This is a genomic window from Fibrella aquatilis, assembly GCF_017353255.1.
Taxonomy (GTDB): domain Bacteria; phylum Bacteroidota; class Bacteroidia; order Cytophagales; family Spirosomataceae; genus Fibrella; species Fibrella aquatilis.
In genome coordinates, this window is sequence record NZ_JAFMYU010000028.1 from 23460 (window position 1) to 43336 (window position 19877).

At 57.8% G+C, this 19877-nt stretch carries 10 protein-coding genes; 8 read left to right on the forward strand and 2 right to left on the reverse strand.

What is annotated here, in order from left to right; translation table 11 throughout:
- Positions 1 to 377: 377 nt before the first annotated feature.
- The 3 genes from J2I48_RS24575 to J2I48_RS24585 all read left to right on the forward strand — a co-directional run bounded on the left by J2I48_RS24575 (position 378) and on the right by J2I48_RS24585 (position 11799).
- Positions 378 to 4223 carry an SdrD B-like domain-containing protein gene (locus J2I48_RS24575; protein ID WP_207338171.1) on the forward strand — a complete coding sequence of 1282 codons (3846 nt, stop codon included), beginning with the start codon at positions 378 to 380 and terminating at the stop codon, positions 4221 to 4223.
- 133 nt (positions 4224 to 4356) lie between these two features.
- Entirely contained in the window at positions 4357 to 11307 is a 6951-nt protein-coding gene (locus J2I48_RS24580) for an SdrD B-like domain-containing protein (RefSeq protein WP_207338172.1), read from the forward strand.
- 93 nt (positions 11308 to 11400) lie between these two features.
- Positions 11401 to 11799, forward strand: coding sequence for a hypothetical protein (locus tag J2I48_RS24585; RefSeq protein WP_229376768.1), 399 nt, complete (start codon positions 11401 to 11403; stop codon positions 11797 to 11799).
- A 32-nt stretch (positions 11800 to 11831) separates the two neighbouring features.
- Here the strand turns inward: J2I48_RS24585 and J2I48_RS24590 are convergent, their stop codons facing one another.
- Positions 11832 to 12308: a DUF2306 domain-containing protein gene (locus tag J2I48_RS24590; protein ID WP_207338173.1), complete on the reverse strand. Its 477-nt coding sequence runs from the start codon at positions 12306 to 12308 to the stop codon at positions 11832 to 11834.
- A gap of 103 nt (positions 12309 to 12411) precedes the next feature.
- Here J2I48_RS24590 and J2I48_RS24595 point away from each other — a divergent pair, with 103 nt between their 5' ends.
- From J2I48_RS24595 to J2I48_RS24605, 3 genes are all read left to right on the forward strand, one after another.
- Complete coding sequence (locus tag J2I48_RS24595; protein WP_207338174.1) at positions 12412 to 13023, forward strand: HupE/UreJ family protein; 612 nt, start codon at positions 12412 to 12414, stop codon at positions 13021 to 13023.
- Positions 13024 to 13135: 112 nt separating this feature from the next.
- The gene (locus tag J2I48_RS24600; protein ID WP_207338175.1) at positions 13136 to 14506 is read left to right on the forward strand and encodes a M20/M25/M40 family metallo-hydrolase; all 1371 of its coding nucleotides are present in this window, start codon (positions 13136 to 13138) and stop codon (positions 14504 to 14506) included.
- 102 nt (positions 14507 to 14608) lie between these two features.
- Positions 14609 to 15205, forward strand: a complete 597-nt coding sequence (locus tag J2I48_RS24605; RefSeq protein WP_207338176.1) for a DUF4136 domain-containing protein — start codon at positions 14609 to 14611, stop codon at positions 15203 to 15205.
- A 9-nt stretch (positions 15206 to 15214) separates the two neighbouring features.
- On the opposite strand, the gene J2I48_RS24610 is transcribed toward J2I48_RS24605, so the two are convergent.
- Positions 15215 to 16735: an FG-GAP repeat domain-containing protein gene (locus J2I48_RS24610; protein WP_229376770.1), complete on the reverse strand. Its 1521-nt coding sequence runs from the start codon at positions 16733 to 16735 to the stop codon at positions 15215 to 15217.
- A gap of 193 nt (positions 16736 to 16928) precedes the next feature.
- On the opposite strand from J2I48_RS24610, the gene J2I48_RS24615 reads away from it, so the two are divergent.
- Entirely contained in the window at positions 16929 to 18119 is a 1191-nt protein-coding gene (locus J2I48_RS24615) for a pyridoxal phosphate-dependent aminotransferase (RefSeq protein WP_207338178.1), read from the forward strand.
- 143 nt (positions 18120 to 18262) lie between these two features.
- Positions 18263 to 19867: a flavin monoamine oxidase family protein gene (locus tag J2I48_RS24620; RefSeq protein ID WP_207338179.1), complete on the forward strand. Its 1605-nt coding sequence runs from the start codon at positions 18263 to 18265 to the stop codon at positions 19865 to 19867.
- The last annotated feature ends 10 nt before the right edge of the window (positions 19868 to 19877 follow it).

The following is a 19877-nucleotide window of genomic DNA, read 5'->3' on the forward strand; positions in this document are numbered from 1 at the left end:
ACACTGTTGCAAAAAGTGTGCAATTCCTTATTTTTCTTTTCATTAGTAAGTTGATGACGGTGACATAACTTTTTTGGAAGGCTAAATTTTCGCCCTTAACTGCGGGCTAAACCAGCGCATTCATCTATGGAAAATACTAATTGGTAGTGCTTACAGTGCTTTTCAACTAACTTTTCGCGTAAATAGTACAACGTTAATTAAAAGACGATCTACCTAATCATCTTACCTGCCTAATAGTAATAACGCTACACATAGCATACAGTGAGTAATTTAGTTTGAGTAATAAAAGTGTAAATGGCACATTTTTAGTGTAGACGATCGGTGTATGTTATCGCTGATAGTCTATGAACTACGTATCTCTACCTTACCATCTCACCTTGGTTCGTTTGCAAGTGTGCGCTGGTAACCACCTGTTTCGCTGGGTGTTGTTGCTATGCATGCTGTTGGGGAGCTTCGGCGTTTGGGCGCAGACCATCCAGATTACGGATGTAAAAGTGAGCGGTTGCTACCTGGATGCATCCGGCACTAATTCAAAAGGAACCGTTCGGTTTTTAGTCCGCTGGTCGGGTATCAACGGCGCCACGGCCAGCACCAACGCTAACCCGCGTAATATTCGTATCACGGCTACCGGCCTGGCCAACAAAGACATTGTGGCGGGCGTGGGCACCTACGGCATCTCATCGCTCACCATTGTGTCGCCCCAGGAATTTGCCCTTGAATTTCCCCTGACGGCGGCCCCCAGCAACGTAACGCTGACGGCTACGATGGGGTATTTGGCGGGTTTTCTTTCTACCTACACCGCCAGCACACTAGCTAATACCAAAGCAACATTTACGGCTACGTTGCCCGCCGCCTGCCCCAAAACACCTTGTAGCACCACAGCTATTGGCGGCATCGTCTTCAACGACTACAATGCCGACGGCGTACGCAGTGTTACGACCACTATTGTCAACACGATTTTCTTTGGCAGCACCACCGTCACGTCGGGTGAAACGCAGGGCGTCCCCGACGTACGTATAACCGCTACCGATAACGCTGGCAACAGCTTTACCACCTTAACCGACGACTACGGCTTTTACGCCTTCACACAGTCGATGAGCTATCCCGTTCGGGTGGAGTTTACAGAGATTCCGGCGGCCTACCTGGCTTCGGCTACGCCCAACGGCTCTGGCAGCCGAACCACCACGCAGTTTATTACGGGTGCGTCGTGTACAGTCAACCTAGGCGTAAATGCCAGCTCCGACTACTGTAATACCAGTCCTAAGATTTTCACCCCCTGCTACGTCAACGGCGATCCCACCAAGGGCGGCACGGCGGGCACGGGCGAGGCGCTGGTGTCGGTGCCGTTGAATGCGGCGGGCAACAACTTCACGACCGCTACCACGGGTGGGGCCAACGCCTACTGGGCACTGACCAACCAAACCGGCGCTACCTGGGGTCTTGCCTGGAGCAAACAGCAGAAAAAACTGTTTCAGTCGGCCATTCTGCGGCGGCACGTGGGTTTCGGCCCGCTGGGTATTGGCGGCATCTACGTTACCAGCGTGGCCTCCAACACTACGGCGGCCAACACGGCGCTGACCACGTCGTTTGTTGATCTCGACGCGGCCCCCTTCAACGTACCCCTGAGCGCCTCGTTTGTGGGTGGGGCTACGCCCAACGCCAACCGCGATCTGCCCGCTACAAAAGCCATTGTCATCAACGGGGCTGGTAATGCTACCAGCGGCCCCAGCCGCGACGCCATTGCCTTTTCAATGGTGGGTAAAGAAGGCCTGGGTGATCTGGAGATTGCTGACGATGGTAACACGCTTTATACCATTAACTTAAAAACCAAGGAGTTGCTGTCGCTCGACCTGACGAACTACAACGCCACGGGCACCATTCCCAACAGTGCTGCCCAACTCACCACCACCGCCATTCCTGACCCCGGCTGTGTGAGCGGGGTGTGGCGGCCCTGGGCTACCAAAGTCTATCAGGGCGACCTCTACATCGGCGGTGTTTGCGACGCCTCGCTCACGGCCGTTGGGGCTACAACGCCCAATCAGCGCAAGAGTAACCTGTGGGCCTATGTCTACAAATACGATGGCACCGCATTTACCACCGTTCTCGACTTTCCTTTAACGTACCCCAAAGGTTTTCCCTATAGCTCCATTCCTGACGCCACGGGCTGGTATCCCTGGACCGACAATTTCAGCGACCTGCTGAACACTGTGATTTCAACGGAGATTGTGTATCCCCAGCCCATACTGATGGATATCGAGTTTGATACTGACGGCTCCATGATTTTGGGCCTCGGTGACCGCACGGCCCACCAAACAGGCGTGAAAAATGTTAGCCCCGTTGGCCCTGGTTCGGGTGCGGTGGTGCCGATGACCATTCCGCAGAACTCTACGCTCTACACCAGCTACAATGGTGGCGACGTGTTGAAAGCCTACGCGAAAAATGGCATCTTCATCCTGGAAAATAACGGACAGGCTGGCCCCTTTGAAGGCTACGGCGCGGGCAACAACCAGGGACCAGGTTTTGGCGAATATTTTAACGACGACTGGTTTTTCAACGGGACTAAATACCACGCCGAAGCCATGCTGGGCGGTTTGGCCCTGCGCCCCGGTTCGGGTCAAACGTTGGCTGTATCCATTGATCCTCAAGACGGTACGGCCTGGGCGGGTGGCATTCGTCTGATGAACAACAACACTGGTCTGCGCGTGGCAGGCTACAGCATCTACAGCCAGGACGACGGCAGTGGATCGGCCAGCCCCACGCCGGGTACGCTGGGCAAAGCGGCGGGCTTGGGTGATCTGGAAATCAACTGCGACGAACCCAAATACCTCCAAATTGGTAACCGGGCCTGGTTTGATAAAGATGCCGACGGTGTGCAGGACCCCGGCGAACCCGTACTGGCAGGCCTATCGGTAAAACTGTATCTGGCGTCGGCAGGCTCACTGGCCTCACCCATCTCGACTACGACCACGGGTGCCAACGGCGAATACCTGTTTAGCAACCTCTTGCCCAACACGGCCTACGTCATTGTCTTCGGCGATGGGCAGCAGGTAAGTGGTATTCCGCAGCGGGTGGCCATTGGGGGGATCAATTATGAGCTGACCACCCCTAATGTGGGGCAGGGCGCTGCCGCCAACCTGGACCTGAACGACTCCGACGCCACGCTGCAAACGGCGGGTACGTTTGCCAACAAGATTGCCATTCCGGTCACCACAGGCCTATATACGCAGGACAACCACACGCTCGACATTGGGGTGACCTGCCTGCAACCCACCAGCATTAGCCTGGTGGCTACGCCTGCCACCTGCAACGGCACAACGCCCCAAAATAACGGCAGTGTGGTGCTCTCTACGTCGGTTACCAACGGCGACCGGTACGCCATTGTGTCGGGCACGGTTACCACGGGCTTTACCTACGCAACGGCCACCGCCATTGGCACCACGTTCCCCAAGAGCCTGACCACGGGTGTATCAAATGCAGGCGCGACGTATACAGTGCGTTTCTATAACGGCAGCAATGACTGCTACATCGACCAGGTGGTGGTGGTTGATCCCAAGAGTTGCGTATGTGTGCCACCGGTAGTGTTGATCACCTCAAGTGGAAGTCCCGTATGTACCACCGCCACGGCCACGTTGTCGGCAGCGGTTACGCCGGCTGGTTCATATACCTACGCTTGGGTAGCGTCGGCGGGGGTAACCTTGTCGGGCGCCAACACGGCCACGGCCACGGCATCGGGCTTCACCACGGGCTTGAAAACGTTTACGGTCACAGTCACTAGCGGACCGGGCTGTTTCACCACAGCTACGGTGTCGCTGTCGGCCATCAGCTGCGTGGGTTGTTCAATCAGCCTGAATCCCGCCGTGCCGGTGCAATCGGCCTGTAATGACAATGGTACGCCAACCGTCACTACCGACGATTACTTCACCGTAACAGTTAACGCCGCAGCCATCAGTGGTGGGGCGTCGAACAAATACGAACTGGTACTGGGGGCTAACCCCGACGGTACGGGCGGTACGGTGCTCAACGCGGGTGGCACTACCTACGGCACCGCCGCCACGGTGGGTACGGCCATTACGTTTATGGCCAACGGCAGCAGCACCTACCTGGTAACGGCGCGTGACCTCGACACGCCGACCTGCAAAACGACTTTTACGACGACTGCCGTGCAATCGTGCTCGAGCTGCCCCCCGCAGATTTGTATTCCTATGACGGGTCTGAAGCAGTAAACAGCTCACCAGCATGAACACGTCCCACGCAGCATCTGACAGGGTGGTATTTGGGCTACCCTGCCCCTCATCAACCGCTTTACCAACCGTTCGGCAACAGCCACTTCGGTCTCCGATATTATTTCTTAAGACTATGACACATAATTACGTAGCACCCTGTCGATTCAGTTCGCTTATTCGGACAGTGCTCAGCGGCCTGTTGGTTCTGTTGCTGGGGTCATGGCTGACCTCCGAGGCCCAGGCGCAGGTAAGCGGCAAAGTCTTCCGTGATTTTAACGCCAACGGCACCCAGGACACCCCCATTTCCTCAACAGCCACCGCTGCGGGCGAACCCGGTTTGCCCGGCATCACCATCACGGCTTACGCTGCCAGTGGAGCACCCGTCTCGGTTACTTCCGGGATAGATGGCTCCTACAGCTTCCCTAATTCAGGCATCACCGCTGCCGGGGCTAAGCTCCGCCTGGAGTTTACCGGTCTGCCCGTGGGTGCATTCAGCGGAGCCTATGGCCAGGGCGCTACGGGCGGGGCCAACACGTCGGTACAGTTTCTGACCGCGGGGGCCAGTACCACGGCGGCCAACTACGCCGTTGATTACCCCGCTGAGTTCTGCAACGCCTCACCCTTGCTAGCTACGCCTTGCTTTGTCAGCGGGCAAGCAAATGGTACTAACATTGCTAATGAACACGTGCTGGTGACCTTCCCCTATTCAGCCGCCAACACCGCGCCTGCCCCCACACCCATCGCTGATGCGGGCCAGGTGGGTAGTGTCTGGGGTATGGCCTACCAGCGCGAGACCGATAAACTCTTTACGGCCGCCTTCCTCAAACGCCACGTGGGCCTTGGCACTGGCGGGTTGGGGGGTGTCTACGTAACGAACAACGCTCAGGGCAGTACTACCAATGGCAGTCTGTACGTGGACCTCGAATCGGCCCCATTCAGTCTCACACTGGGGCAAACTGAATTAGGTACCCGCCCTACCATTCCCAATAACAAGACCAGTTCCAGCACCGACCCCACGGCTTTCACGCTGGTGGGTAAAGCGGGTTTAGGTAGCATGGCTATCTCCGACGATGGCCGCAAACTCTACATCGTAGATCTCTATAATCGCCAACTGCTGGTATTGATGATCGGCAACCCGGCCAAGACGAGCTTTACCGCCTCTGACCTAACCCAGATTGCCCTGCCCGCCACCAGTTGTACCAATGGGGTGGCCCGGCCCTTCGCCGTAAGCGTTTACCGGGGTAAGGTCTATGTGGGGGTGGTCTGTACTGCCGAAAACAGCGGAGGCGTGGCGGCCAACCTTAACGCGGCGGTCTACGAAATGGATGAAGCTACCCAGACCTTCACGGCGGGCCCCGTATTGAGTGTGCCGCTGACCTACGCCAAGGGACCTGTGCACGGCTCGTACGCCATTGGTACCAACTGGGAGCCGTGGACATCGAGCTTTAGTGCTTTGCACACGGCTCTTTTCTCTGGCGTGACCTACCGCACAGGTCGTCCCCAGCCGATCTTATCTGACATCGACTTTACCGACGCGGGCGACATGGTCCTCTCTCTTATGGACCGTACCGGCCACCAGCTGGGCTACGGCCAGGTAGCCACCACTAACGACGGCAACATCTACAACGGCTACATCGGAGGCGATATCCTGCGGGCGGGTAAACAAACCTCCGGAGGCTGGTTACTAGAAAGCAACGGCAAAGTGACTAACGTGGGTGGCACGCTGACGGGTAGCGGCAGCGGCAATGCCGACGGGCCAGGCGGCGGGGAGTTCTACGGGGCCGACAACTACCTGACTACGCACCTAGAAACCGACCAGGGCGGCTCAGTGATCATTCCAGGTACCAACCAGACGGTAAGTATTCATATGGACCCGCTCACCACCTGGTCGGGGGGTATAATCTGGCATAACAACACCACAGGCGTAGATGCCAAGCGATATCAACTGTACGAAACGACAACAGCCAACCTGGGCACCTACGGCAAGGCCAATGGCCTGGGCCTGCCCGTGGCCCTATGCGACCCGGCTCCTATCGAGATTGGCAACCGGGTATGGCTCGATAACAACCAAAACGGCATCCAGGACCCCGCCGAAACGCCAATTGCGAGCGTGACAGTAGGCCTCTACGAGAGTGGTACGCTGGTGGCTTCGGCAGTGACCAATGCCAAGGGGGAGTACTACTTCTCGTCGGCAACGGGCACCAACCCTGCCAACGGCAGTGCCAAACTAAACCTGGCACTGATCCGGGGTGGCGTGTACGAACTGCGCATCGCCACGGCACAACCAGCCCTGGCCAACTACGTAGCCTCGTCGCCCACCAACGTAGGTAATGACTTAACAGACAATGACTTTGCGGTGGTGGGTGCCAATATGGTCACCTCCCTCACGCTGGGTGCGTCGGGCGATAACGTCCATGCTTACGATGCGGCGGTGGTTTGTCAGTTGCCCCTTACCGGCAGCGTCACCACCACGCCTGCCACGTGTAACGGGACGGTAAACCAGAACAATGGTCTGGTAACGCTGCCCGCCAGCCTATCCAATGCCAACCGGTATTCGGTCGTTTCGGGTACGGTTACTACGGGTTTCGCTTACTCGACCGCTACCACCCTGCCCACCGCCTTTCCGGCTAACCTCATCACTAACGCCCCCAACGCGGGCGGTACGTATACGGTACGTTTCTACAATGGCAGCAACGATTGCTACATCGACGAGGTGGTGGTGGTTAGTCCGTTCTCATGCACACTCACACCCGGACCTATTGATCTGTCGGTGACCAAAGTGCGCACCAGCGCCCAGCAGAGTACGGTTGGCGGCGCGGTGACGTTTAAGGTGGTAGTGAAAAATAACGGCCTCACCCCGGCTACCAATGTGCTGGTGAATGATTTGCTGGCTCCGGCTGATTTCAGCGGCGTGAGCGGTGCCGGATCACAGGGAGCTTATACAGCCGGGACCGGTGCCTGGACCGTGGGTACGTTAACAGCCGGTGCCAGTGCTACCCTGACCGTGACCGCCACCGTAATTCGGGAAGGCATCAGCTACAACACGGCGTCGCTATCGAGTGTAACCGAAGGCGATATTAACCCTAACAACAACATTGACCGGGCCTGCGTAACGGTGCCTGTTGCCCTGACGGGTAGTCAAACGTATACGGCCACGGTGCCATCGGCGTATTCTGCGGTGGAATGGTTTAAAGATGGGGTGTCGGTAGCTACGGGCAACTCATTGGTAATCAATGTAAGTGGTGTTTACACGTTTACGGCCACCAATGGCGGTTGTGCGGCTGGTACGTGCTGCCCGCTGATTGTGCAGGCGTGCAGCCTCACGGCGACTGCGCTTGTCAACGGCGCACCAACCAACACGCAGTGCGCCAACCTACCCGCCACGCTTACGGCGCAGGTTAGCCCGGCGGGTAGCTATACCTACGCCTGGGTTGCTTCGGCAGGAGCCACTCTGACAGGAGCCAATACGGCCACTGCCACCACAGGAGCACTTGCCCCGGGTACGTATTCGTTTACAGTAACGGCAAGCAGCAGCCCCACTTGTTTTACCACGGCGGTGACCACGCTGACCGTAACGGCTCCGCCCAGCATTACGCTGGCGTCACTGACGGTTTGCGAAGGACAATCAACCACGCTGGCAGCCACGGTTAATCCCGCCAACGCCACAACCGCCTGGAAAACACCCGCCTGCGCCACGTTTTGTACCAGCGGTGGTCCGCTCGTTTTCAACCCGGTCACATCAGCCAACGCAGGTGCGTACCTCTATCAGGCAACCGATGCCAATGGCTGTTCAACCACCGCCACGGCCATGCTGACGGTGCTGCCACGCCCCATAGCAGCTATCACGAGCACCACAGTAGGCTGCTCGGGCGGGCAGTCGCTGATTACGGTGAGCACACAGGTCAGCAACGGTACGGCACCCTACAGCTACACCTGGACACGGGGCGGGCAGGGGGTTGTCTCCAACGCCGCAACGGGTTCCTTCACCGTCGCAGGTAGCTACACACTGGTTGTCTCGGATGCCAACGGTTGCGTTAGCGTACCGGTGTCGGTATCGCTGGCGGCACCTGACCCGCTGGCGGTTGGGTTGCAGAGCACCAATCCGGTCTGTTTATCGGCCCAGGGCAAGCTCTCGGTAACCGTTACCGGCGGCGCACCTGTCTATTCGATCAGCTATTACACCGGTGGCGTATTGGCCGTGACCAGTTCAAGCGTGGCCAGTGGTGTGGCCGATCAGGTGTTGGTTAGCGCTGGTACGTACCAGATTGTGGTGACCGATGCCAACGGTTGTTCACTCACGCAAACAGCTACCCTCACCCAGCCTACGCCGGTAACGGCTACCGTTACGGTTCAGCAGCCAACCTGCGGTGCCGACGGCAGCCTCATGGCGGCGGCATCGGGCGGTACAGCGCCGTATAGCTATACCTGGAGCCAGGGCGCTACGGTGCTGGCCACCACTGCGTCATTGATGAACCAGCCAGCCGGTACCTATACTCTGACGGTGCGCGATGCCAACGGCTGTCTGTTTACGCAGACCTACGTGCTTAACCCACCTGCCTCAGCACCCACCGTTACGCTGTTGGCACCAGCTGTTTGTGAGGGCAATGCACTCACCATTACGGCGCAGGTTAGCCCAACTGGCTCATATACTTACGCCTGGAGTGGTCCTTCCGGGGCCGTGTTCACGCCAACGTCATCGTCGGTGGCGGCGGTGTCGGGTCTGCTGAGTGGCACAAGCGTGATTACGGTCACCATCACCACCGCGGCGGGTTGCATTTCGACCAAAAGCCTGACGGTAACCGTCAACGCCACCCCAGACGCCGGGGCCGATCAGGAATTGACCTGTACAAACGGGGCCGTTCCTACCAGCGCTACTCTGTCGGCCACGGCTGTTGCGGGTGGTAGCTGGAGTCAGGCAGGCGCTTTGCCCGCTGCGGTCACATTCACGAACCCTACGAGCGCCTCAAGCACCGTAACGGGCCTCACCGCGCCGGGAGTGTATACATTAGTCTGGGCGGCCAACGGCTGTACGGATCAGGTGCTCATTACAGTTGGTACGTGCGCGCCCCTGGGCAGCCTTGGTGACTATGTCTGGAAGGACACCAACAATGACGGTGTGCAAAACGACGGTGCCACGGGCGTACCGGGCGTGGGCATGAAGCTGCTCGATAATGACAACCTCTACGTAGTGCAGGGTGTGCTGAACGGTGCGCAGCAGGTACCCGCCAACCCCACCAGCGGCTCTGGTTTAGTCTACACCACCTACGATACGGGTGCTAAACTGCTGGATATTCAGCTAGGATTCAACGGCTTGTCGGGCACGGTGACCATGGCACACATCCACACGGGTGTGGCCGGGGCCAATGGTCCGGTGATTGTAGATCTGGTGCCGCTGGGCTTCCCCACGGGCGTTCAGGCGGGTAATTTCGTTGGCAGCGTAACGCTGACGGCGGCGCAGGAAACACTGCTGCTGAGCAACAAGCTGTATGTCAACGTGCATACCACCACCAGCCCCGGCGGCGAGGTACGGGCGCAACTGGTGGCCTGCCAGTTTACCGATGCCAACGGCAAGTACGGGTTCGATAACCTGCCGGCGGGTACCTACACGGTGGCCGTCGATACCAAGACGTTCCCCACTACCTGCGTAGTGAGCAGCAACCAGAATAGCACCAGCGCCACCGACGGCACCGACAGCGATTTCAACCCGACCACATTCCTGAGCGACCCGGTTACCATTGACCCGTCGCAGCCAGTGAGTAGCACCGCCCGCGACAACCCTACGATTGACCTCGCCTTGGTGGCCGCGCCTACAGGTAGCATTGGTAATTATGTCTGGAAAGATCTGAATAACAACGGCTTACAGGATACGAATGAACAGGGCGTTGCCAACGTAACGGTCGAACTGTTTACGGTAGTGGGCAATGTGATAAGCATGACGCCGGTAGCTACCGTGGTTACCTCGGTTAGTGGCCTATACAGCTTCACGGGCCTGACGGCGGGCGACTACCAGCTTAAGTTTACGCTGCCTGCCAGCGAGACCACAGGTTGCGCCATCTCCGACAAACCCAACGCGGGCGACGACACCAAAGACTCAGACGTTAACCCGCTCACGGGCCTCTCGCCGGTGGTGAGCATCAACCCCAGCGGTACGGGCCTGTCTGCAAACAACCCCACTATCGATATGGGCGTACGGCGGAGAATCTACGACCCTACGGGCTACATCTACTGCTATGGCACCAACACGATCCTGACGGGGGGCACCATCAGCGTGAGCGGACCGGGCAGCGTGACCATTGGCCTCGATGGCTCAACGGGTGCCTACCAGTTCATGACCGACGGTACGCCGGGCAACTATACCCTGACTTACAGTAACCCCAATGGCTATAGTGTGGCTACCGTGCAGCGTCCTGTGGCGGGCACCGCCCTCAACCCGGCGGGGCAGGATGGGGGTGCGCTGGATAAAGACGGCGTGGTAAACGGCTGGTTAAGCCTGGGATCTAAACCCAACTCGACCACCACGGCCCTAATCGACGGTTCAGCAGCGGCTAACCCGTACTACCTGGTGTTCAACACAAAAGGTGGCGATCCGTACGTATCAGAAAACAACCTGCCTATCGACTGTGCTGAACCCAGGGGCAGCATTGGCGACCTGGTTTGGAAAGAGGTAGCGCAGGACGGTAAGTATGACCCGGGTACTGAACTGGGCGTACCCAATATCACGGTGAAGCTGCTGGCGGTAACCAGCCCAATAGGGTCATCAGTAGTGTCTACGTCGCTGGTCTCGACCACCCTCACCGACGGAGCAGGTAAGTACCTGTTCCCGAACCTGCCTGCGGGCCGGTATGTGGTTGAGTTTGTGAAAGCCTTGCTACCCGCCAATTGCGCCCTCTCGCCCGATTTCCAGGCGGCTGGTGTACCCGACGGGCTGAACAGTGATGCCGACCCCACCACGGGGCAGTCGCCGATTATCACGATTCTGCCAACAGACCCCACCAAGCGGGATATTCTCACCGTCGATGCTGCGCTGATTGTGCCGGGTTGTAAGTCAGTCTGCGTGCCGATTACGGTAACCAGAGTCCGATAGACAACCGCCTGCAGCCAGTTACTATGCTGTTTACCCATTAAAGCCGGGCCACCCTGAAGGTGGCCCGGCCTACTTAGCCAACTACAGAAACCTATGCTCGATTATCTACGAACCAACCTCCATTCATTTGTGAACCAATACCAGGCCGTGATGTGGCGACTGCGGGAATGTTCACTGAACGATGAACAACTGGCCGCTGCCATTGGCGTCAGCAGTGGCGTAATTCGAAACCGCCGCAACAAACCACAATCCTGGAAACAAGGCGACATCGACCGGCTGGCCAGCTATTTTTCGATGTCGACCACGGCCAGTCAGCAACTAACTACTACGCTGGGTGAGTTGAGCCAGCAGGTAGCCACGCTGCCCTCGGCTGAACGGCGCCGCATTGAGCGCGCCCTGCATATGAAGGCTACCCAGCTTAGCGAGTACAACCTCTCTGGCTGGACAATTCAGTATTTGTTGCGGATGCACCAAAGCCTGAGCCGTACCTGATGATTGCCTCTGCGAAGGAGCCGTTTGGTCAGTTAACGCATTGCCAGTAACCGTTTCTGATGCTTCCGTATGAAGTAACTGCCTATGATCATGGTAACGGTCGTAGCAGCAATAACTATCGGCCAAAACTGGCGAATAGGTAGGGTGCGCGTCAGTGTTTCGGCCCAGAAGGCGGCGTATAACCCCACCACCGACCAGTTCATAAACTGGTAGTGCATGATGAGCCAGCCGTCAGTTGGTTTTTTTAGGACAACGGGCGCCATTCCTGCCACAATAGACAGGCTACTGAAAAGAGCCAGGTAATGGAATGGGCCAAACTTGCCGAACAGGTGGTAGATCATAAAGGCCGTTCCGTTTAACACAACCATAGCCGCCACGTACCCATAGCCCACTTGCTTGTGCAGGCGCGTGGCTTTGGGCAGGGCAAACACCCCGGTGCCAAACAACAACGAGAGCAAAGCCGCGCCCAAATGCACGGCTCCGACGGTGGAGTGAATAAAATTGGTCATGGCTAATGGCGGAAAGCAGGAGGCTAAACCTACACATGCGCTGTTGAGCGGCACAGCGCATTCCGACGAATGCCGTAATTTGCGCGACTAATTATACGTGCGTATGGATGACTTTCTAATCTACCTCGGCCTGGGTTTCGACCACATAACCGACCCGGGCGGGTATGATCATGTACTGTTCATTGTGGCCCTGTGCGCCGTCTATATACTCCGGCAATGGCGGCAGGTGCTGGTACTGGTTACGGCCTTTACCCTGGGCCACTCGATCACCCTGGCCCTAGCCACGCTCCGCCTGGTTTCGTTCCGTAGTGATGTCATCGAGCTGCTCATTCCCATCACAATCCTGATTACGGCGGTGGTAAACCTGTTTTTCCGCGAAGATATTAGCCGTTTTGTCACCCGCCTGCCCCGCCGCCACCTGGGCCGCTATGTGTTGGCGGGTGGTTTTGGGCTTATCCACGGGCTGGGCTTTTCCAACTACCTCCGCAGCCTGCTGGGCCACGAAGCCGACATCTGGCAACCCCTGCTGGCATTCAACCTGGGTCTTGAACTAGGCCAACTGCTCATTGTCGCCTTCAGCCTAACGGTAGCCCAGCTAGCCCTTCAATTCCTCCACGTCCGCCGCCGCGACTGGGTGCTGATTGTGTCGGGCGTTGTGGCAGGCATGGCCCTCTCACTCATTATAAACAACCCATTGTTGAGTCGAAACGGGTAAAAAAGGGAGGTAGGGGGTTTGTGGTTTGTAGTTTGTGGTTGGCTTCGCGACAGCAACCTAGAGCGCGAAGCCAACCACAAACTACGAACCACAAACCCCTTACCCCCCAACTATGCATCACAAACAACTACTCACGCTTCTGTTGCTATTACCTGTGGCCGCTTCGGCGCAGACCACCGTTCAGCGCGACCCGTACATTGCCGACCTAGTAGCGCAGGTGTCGCCCGATAGCCTGCGGGCGCACGTAGAGGGGCTGGTTCGATTTGGCACGCGCCATACCCTCAGCACCACGTCTGACCCCAAAAAAGGCATTGGCGCGGCCCGGCAGTGGATTTTAGGCAAATTCCAACAGTACGCCCGGCAGTCGGGGGGCAGGCTTACGGCTACCCTCGACACCTGGACGCTTCCCGCCGACGGTAAGCGTATTGACAAGCCCGCCGACATGGGCAACGTGATGGCCACCCTGAAAGGGTCAGATCCCACCGACGACCGTATTTTTCTGGTGCAGGGCCACATGGACAGCCGCGTGACCAACGTGATGAACCGCGAGAGTGATGCCCCCGGTGCCAACGACGACGGTTCGGGTACGGCGGCGGTAATGGAGCTGTGCCGTGTGATGAGCAAAGCGTCGTTTCCAGCCACGGTGATTTTTGTGGCACTCACCGGCGAAGAGCAGGGCCTTTTGGGTGCCGACCACCTCAGCGAACGCGCCGTGCAGGAAAAATGGAACCTGGAGGCCGTCCTCAACAACGACATCATGGGCAGCAACAACAGCTCCGAAACCCGCATTATCGACAACACGCGCCTGCGGGTATTCAGCGAAGGACTGCCCCTGAACCAAACCACCGACCGCGCCGCGACCATCCGGCAGTTTGGCAGTGAAAACGACGGCAAAGCCCGCACCCTGGCCCGCTACTTTAAAGAAACCGGCGAACGCTACGTCGACAACCTGGAGATCGTGACTGTGTACCGCAACGACCGTTACCTGCGCGGCGGCGACCATACGCCCTATGTGCAGCGTGGATTTGCCGCCGTGCGCCTGACCGAGATGAACGAAAACTACGACCATCAGCACCAGGACCTCCGCACCGAAAACGCCGGTACGCCCCCCAAACCCACCGAATTTGGCGACCTGGTGAAGTTCATGGACTTCGACTATCTCCGCAAAAACACCGCCGCCAACCTGGCCACGCTGGCTAACCTGGCCAAAGCCCCCGCCACGCCGCAGCAAGTAACTATTGAGGTGCGCAACCTCACCAACGGCACCGCCCTCTACTGGCAGGCCCCTAAAACCGGCACCGTGAAAGGCTACTATGTGCTCATGCGCGAAACCCACATGCCCTACTGGCAGAAGAAATTCTTCACCAACAAACTGGGCATCACGCTGCCCTATTCCAAAGACAACTACTTCTTCGCCGTGCAAGCCGTCGGCCCCGACGGCAACGAAAGCCTCCCCATCCTCCCCGCGCCGAATTTGAGGTGATCACATTAGGGCCTGATTAGAAGTGAGTTCCAGGGCGAACAACGCCTGTTCGCAGACCGTTTGATCGATAGACTGCCTTTCACCGACAAACTGAACCCTGCCATGCGTCGCTACACACTCGGAACCCTTATCATTGGCTTACTTGTAGCCCTGTCGAGCTGCTCAACTTTTCGTAATACCGTCGAAACCAGCGGGTTGCCCTACGACAAACGGCAACGGTATGAGCGGTTTGCGTTCATACGGCAAACCGATAGCCTTCATAACGAAATCGACGTGCCGTTTCGACGGTCCGTTGAGCAGGTCGTGACCGCGCAGCTTGCCTATCGGGGCTACAAACACGACCCCAGCCATCCCGATTTTATGGTTGTCTTCCACCGGTTCGACAAAACCACCGACATAGACCTGGTGGACCTTGAGGCCACGTGGCGGCTCATCAACGCCGGCATGCAGGAGAACGAATTGACCGTGCGTAACGGGGTCATTCGCCCTCATCGGCTGGCCAAAGGCAGCGTATTGTTGCAGGTCTATGACGTGGAGCAGAACAAACTTATCTGGCAAGGCTACACCAACCGGTCTAAACGCGTGGCTCACGCTGTCGACGAACCAGATAAGCAGGCCCGCTACCTGGTGCAGATGGTGATCGACAATTTTCCTTTTCACGCCGTCCCGCCCACCCGAAACATGGCGCATGCCCGGTAGTATCACGCATCACTTCCTACTAGAAAACGTGTTTTCCAACACTAGCAGCCCGGCTTTAGTGGTTTGCCAGCGGGTGGTCCAGGCGGCAGGGGTAGGGGAGAGGGTGCGCACGTAGGCCCCCAGGGCAAGGTCATCGTCGCCATCGCCGTCGAGGTCACCGGCCTGCATCACCAGCCACCGGCCTGCGTCGGCACCGGCAAAAGAGCGCGGCGTGAAGGTGAGTTTACCCTTGTTTTCGAGGTAAACAAACACCTGCGGCTTGTTGTGGCTAAAATCGGGGAAGGCCGAGATCGCCGCTAGGTCCAGGTCACCGTCGTGGTCGAAGTCGCGGGCCAGCACCTGCCCTGCGCCCGGCATGGGGTAGAAACAGGCCTGTTTGAACCCAAAATGACCATCGTTCAGGTACACCCGGATGCCGTGGTAGGGCTTGATAATCTGCGAATAGTCGGCGTTGTCGCCGTTGGTGCAGATAAGGTCAGGGTGCCCGTCGCCGTTCATATCGGCCAGCTCGAGGTACGACGAGCCGTAGACGGGCGGGAAGCGCAGCAGAGTCTTTTTCTGGAACGTGCCGTCATGCTGGTTACTATAAAGAGCTACCTGCTCGTCGCCCTGCGCAAAGAGCACCAGCATATCGGCCCAACCGTCGGCGTTGACATCGCGGATGATGGCTTGCCGGGCACCGGGTATGGGGTCGGTAAAGGCTTTTTGGTAGGTGCCGCCCGTTTGGGTATACACACTCAGCTGCCCCACGTTATGGCCATATTCGCAGATTACCAGGTCAGGTTGCGCATCGTGGTTCAAATCGCCGGTGCTTAGCTGTACGGGCCGATGTAAACTGTCTATCAGCGGGTTAAGTGCCCCGGCCAGGCGTAGACTTCCTGCTTTTTGGTCGTTGGGCGTCATAATGCCCATGAGCAAATAAGCCAGTTTGTTTTGGCCGGGTAGCTGCCGCAGGTCCGACACGGCGCTGGTTAAATGCAGTGAATCGAGGCGGCGCAACCGGCTGTCGAGCGTGAACACATCGCCCCGGCTGGTACCCACCCGCAGCGTATGGGCGGCGGGATCTATCTGTAACAGGGTCGTCAGCGAAAGCAGCGAATCGGCCGGCGCGCGGGGACTAAACAGGGGGAGTTCAGCCACCGTTGGCGTTGGCGCATGAGGCAGGCTGTCGGGGGCGGTTGCGGCATAGAAGGCCACGATCTTTTTCCAGTCGGCAGCAGACAGCACGGGTGCGGCGGGCAGGTACCCCAGCTTCACGCCTTTTTCCTGCTCTTCCAGTTGGGCCTGGTGGCGCATCAGGTCGAGGGTGTCGGTGATGATACCCAGGCGTAGGGCCATGTGGGGTAGTACGCCCGTTTGCCAGGTTTTCTTGTCGAGCAGGGCCGGGTCGGCATATTGGTGGCAACTGGCGCAGTAGACCTTAGCCAGGGCTTCGCCCGTTTGGGGCGGCGCCGAACAACTCACCGACGTCACAATGAGCCACCCAATCAATAAGCTTGCTGAGCTTAGTACTGTCCCAACCTTTGGCATATGCATTCCATTAAAGTAGGGCATTTTTTTGGTAGAATTACTGGTCAGAAACAACATACTACAGTTGTATCATTCTGTCTAACTGCTGCTCATCAAATTATTATTTTGTTTACCTTTAAAAGACTTCTACAATACAGTGAGCTTTTGCCGTTATCGCAAAATATTGTATTGATATAGTTCTATTTCGCAACTCATGGCACACGTTTTCAATCGTCGAAACTGGTTGCAGTCAACCGGTTTAGTAACCGCTGGTCTGGCCACCGGTCTGGGTCGCTGGCAGGAAGCCAAGGCGGCATTTGTACCCGAATCTGTCGCCGCCGAGCAGCGGCTGTTTAACGAGTTTGTGGCGCTGACCAACACCCCGCCCGACACCATGCCCGTGCTAAAGGCGCGGCTGTTTGCCAACGAAAATCCCTACGGTATTGCGGGTAGTGCCAAAGAAGCCATCAACAAAGCCACGGCCCTGGGCAACCGCTACGCCTGGATGGAGTTTGCGCAGCTGAAAAAGCTAATCGCCGACGCCGAAGGGGTGTCGCCCAAAAACATTTTGATCACCCCCGGCTCATCAGACGTGCTGATGGCGGCGGCGGTCCGTTTCTCGCAAAAAGGCCCGATCCTGACCTGCCGCCCCACCTACGACGACCTGCTGGAACGGGCCACCAAACAAAACGGCCAAATCCTGACCGTTCCAGCCACCACCGGCCTGGGCTACGACCTGGCCGCGCTGAAAGCCAAAGCCCTCAGCACACCCGGCCTGAGCATGGTCTACATCGTGAACCCCAATAATCCCACGGGCACCATTGTCCCCCCCGCCGAACTGGCGCAGTTTTGCCGCGACGTGGCCCCGACAGTGCCCGTATTCATCGACGAGGCCTATATTGACTTCCTCGAACCCGCTGACCGGCCCATGCTGGGCAAGCTCATTGCCGAAGGTCTCGACGTGATGCTGGCGCGAACGTTCTCTAAGATTCACGGCTTTGCGGGCCTGCGGCTGGGTTACGTCATGGCCCAACCCAAGTCGATTGCGCAGATCAAGCCCTTCACCAATGGCGAATTTGCGGTAGGCATCACCACGCTCATGGGCGGCATTGCCTCCTACCAGGATCAGGCCTGGCAAACGTACTGCCGTACCGAAAACGCCAAAGCCCGCGACTACACTATGAAGGCGCTGAAGGACATTGGCTACGAACCCATTCCATCTTACGCTAACTTCATCCTGTTTCCGATTAAGATGAAGACGCAAACTTTTGAAGGTCAGATGTTCGGCCAGGGCGTGGGCATTCAAACCCGCGAAATAGACCGGCAGCCCTACTGCCGCGTCAGCATCGGCACCATGGACGAGATGAAAATATTCATGGACGCATTTAAGAAGGTAGTGGGATAAAGGAGGAAAGGGAGGAGGGAGGAAAGGAGCGGTCCGCCGGTGCGGAAGGGGATTGCTGACGCCCGACAAGTGGCCGTGAATGTGCCCCCTTCCGCACCGGCGGACCGCTCCTTTCCTCCCTTCTCCCTTTCCTCCCTCTTCATATGACTCGACGCGATTTTATCAACAAGACCTCAGCTGGTTATGCCGGTTTACAGGCCTGGGGGCTGCTGCCTGCGGCTCCGGCGGCGGCATTTAGTCTGCCTGCCAATGGCTTTGCGGGTGATGGAAAGGGTCGGCGGGTGGTGATCCTGGGGGCGGGTCTGGCGGGTCTGGCTACGGCCTACGAGCTGGACAAACTCGGCTACGACTGCACCATTCTCGAAGCCCGAAACCGTTCCGGGGGCCGCGTGTGGACCATCCGGGGCGGCACGTCAGAGACCGAGATCGGGGGGACGCCGCAGACCAGTCAATTCGATCCAGGCAACTACTTCAACGCCGGGGCAGCCCGCATTCCGCACCATCATCAGCTTACGTTGCAATACTGCCGTGAGCTGGGTATTCCACTGGAAATCTTCAACGGCAACAACGAGGCCGCTTACCTCTACAACCACCAGTCGGCTTCGGGCCTGACGGCATCGGCGGGCACGAGTGGGGGAGTGGCATCACCTTCGGCGGGGCCGCTGGCTAATCGGCGAATGCGGATCAGAGAGTACCACAACGACATGCGCGGCTATACCACCGAGCTACTTGCTAAAGCGCTGGATCAGGGGCAGTTAGATCAGGACCTGACGAAAGAAGACGTGGAGAAGCTGGTCGATTTTCTCAAAAACGAGGGTGACCTCAATACGGCCCACCTCTACAAAGGCACCAACCGGCGCGGCTACAAAACGCAGCCCGGCGCAGGTCCCACCCCCGGCGAAGCAGTTGACCCCTACGGCCTCACCGACCTGCTGCGGTCGGGGTTTATGCAGCCCGTTTTCTACAACGTGGGCGACTATATCTACGAACAGCAAACCACGCTGATGCAGCCTGTGGGCGGTATGGACGCCATTCCGAAGGCATTTGAAGCCCGGCTGCCGGGCAAAATCCAGTTTAATGCCCGCGTCACCGAACTGCGCAAAACTGAAAACGGCGTACGGATGGTGTATCAGAAAGGGGACAAACCCGCCGAAATTCAGGCCGAATTTTGCGTCTGTACGCTGCCCCTGCCGGTACTCAAAAACATTGAATCCGACATATCAGGCACGGTGAAACGGGCGGCTGATTTTGTGCCATACATCAAAACGGGCAAGATCGGGTTGCAGTTTAAGCGGCGGTTCTGGGAGGAAGACGATGGTATCTACGGTGGCATCTCGCGCACCAACATGGACATCAACCAGATCTGGTATCCTTCGTTTGGCTTCATGAAACCCAAGGGTGTGCTTATCGGCTATTACAACTTCTATGGCCGTGCCGAGGCCGTAGGGGCACTTCCCATAGCCGAACGGCAGCAATTAGCGCTTACTCAGGGTAAGCAGATTCACCCGCAATACGCTACTGAATTTGAGAACGCGTTTTCGCTGGCGTGGCACCGCATTCCCCATTCGGAAGGCGGCTGGGCTACGTACGACGACGCCACCCGCCGCAAATATTACCCCGCCCTGCTCGAACCCGACGGCCCCGTTTACTTCGCCGGCGAACATACCACGTACCTGACGGCCTGGATGGCCGGGGCACTCACCTCCGCCCGCCGCACCGTCGAAGCCATCCATAAACGGGTGGGATAAAAACAAAAAA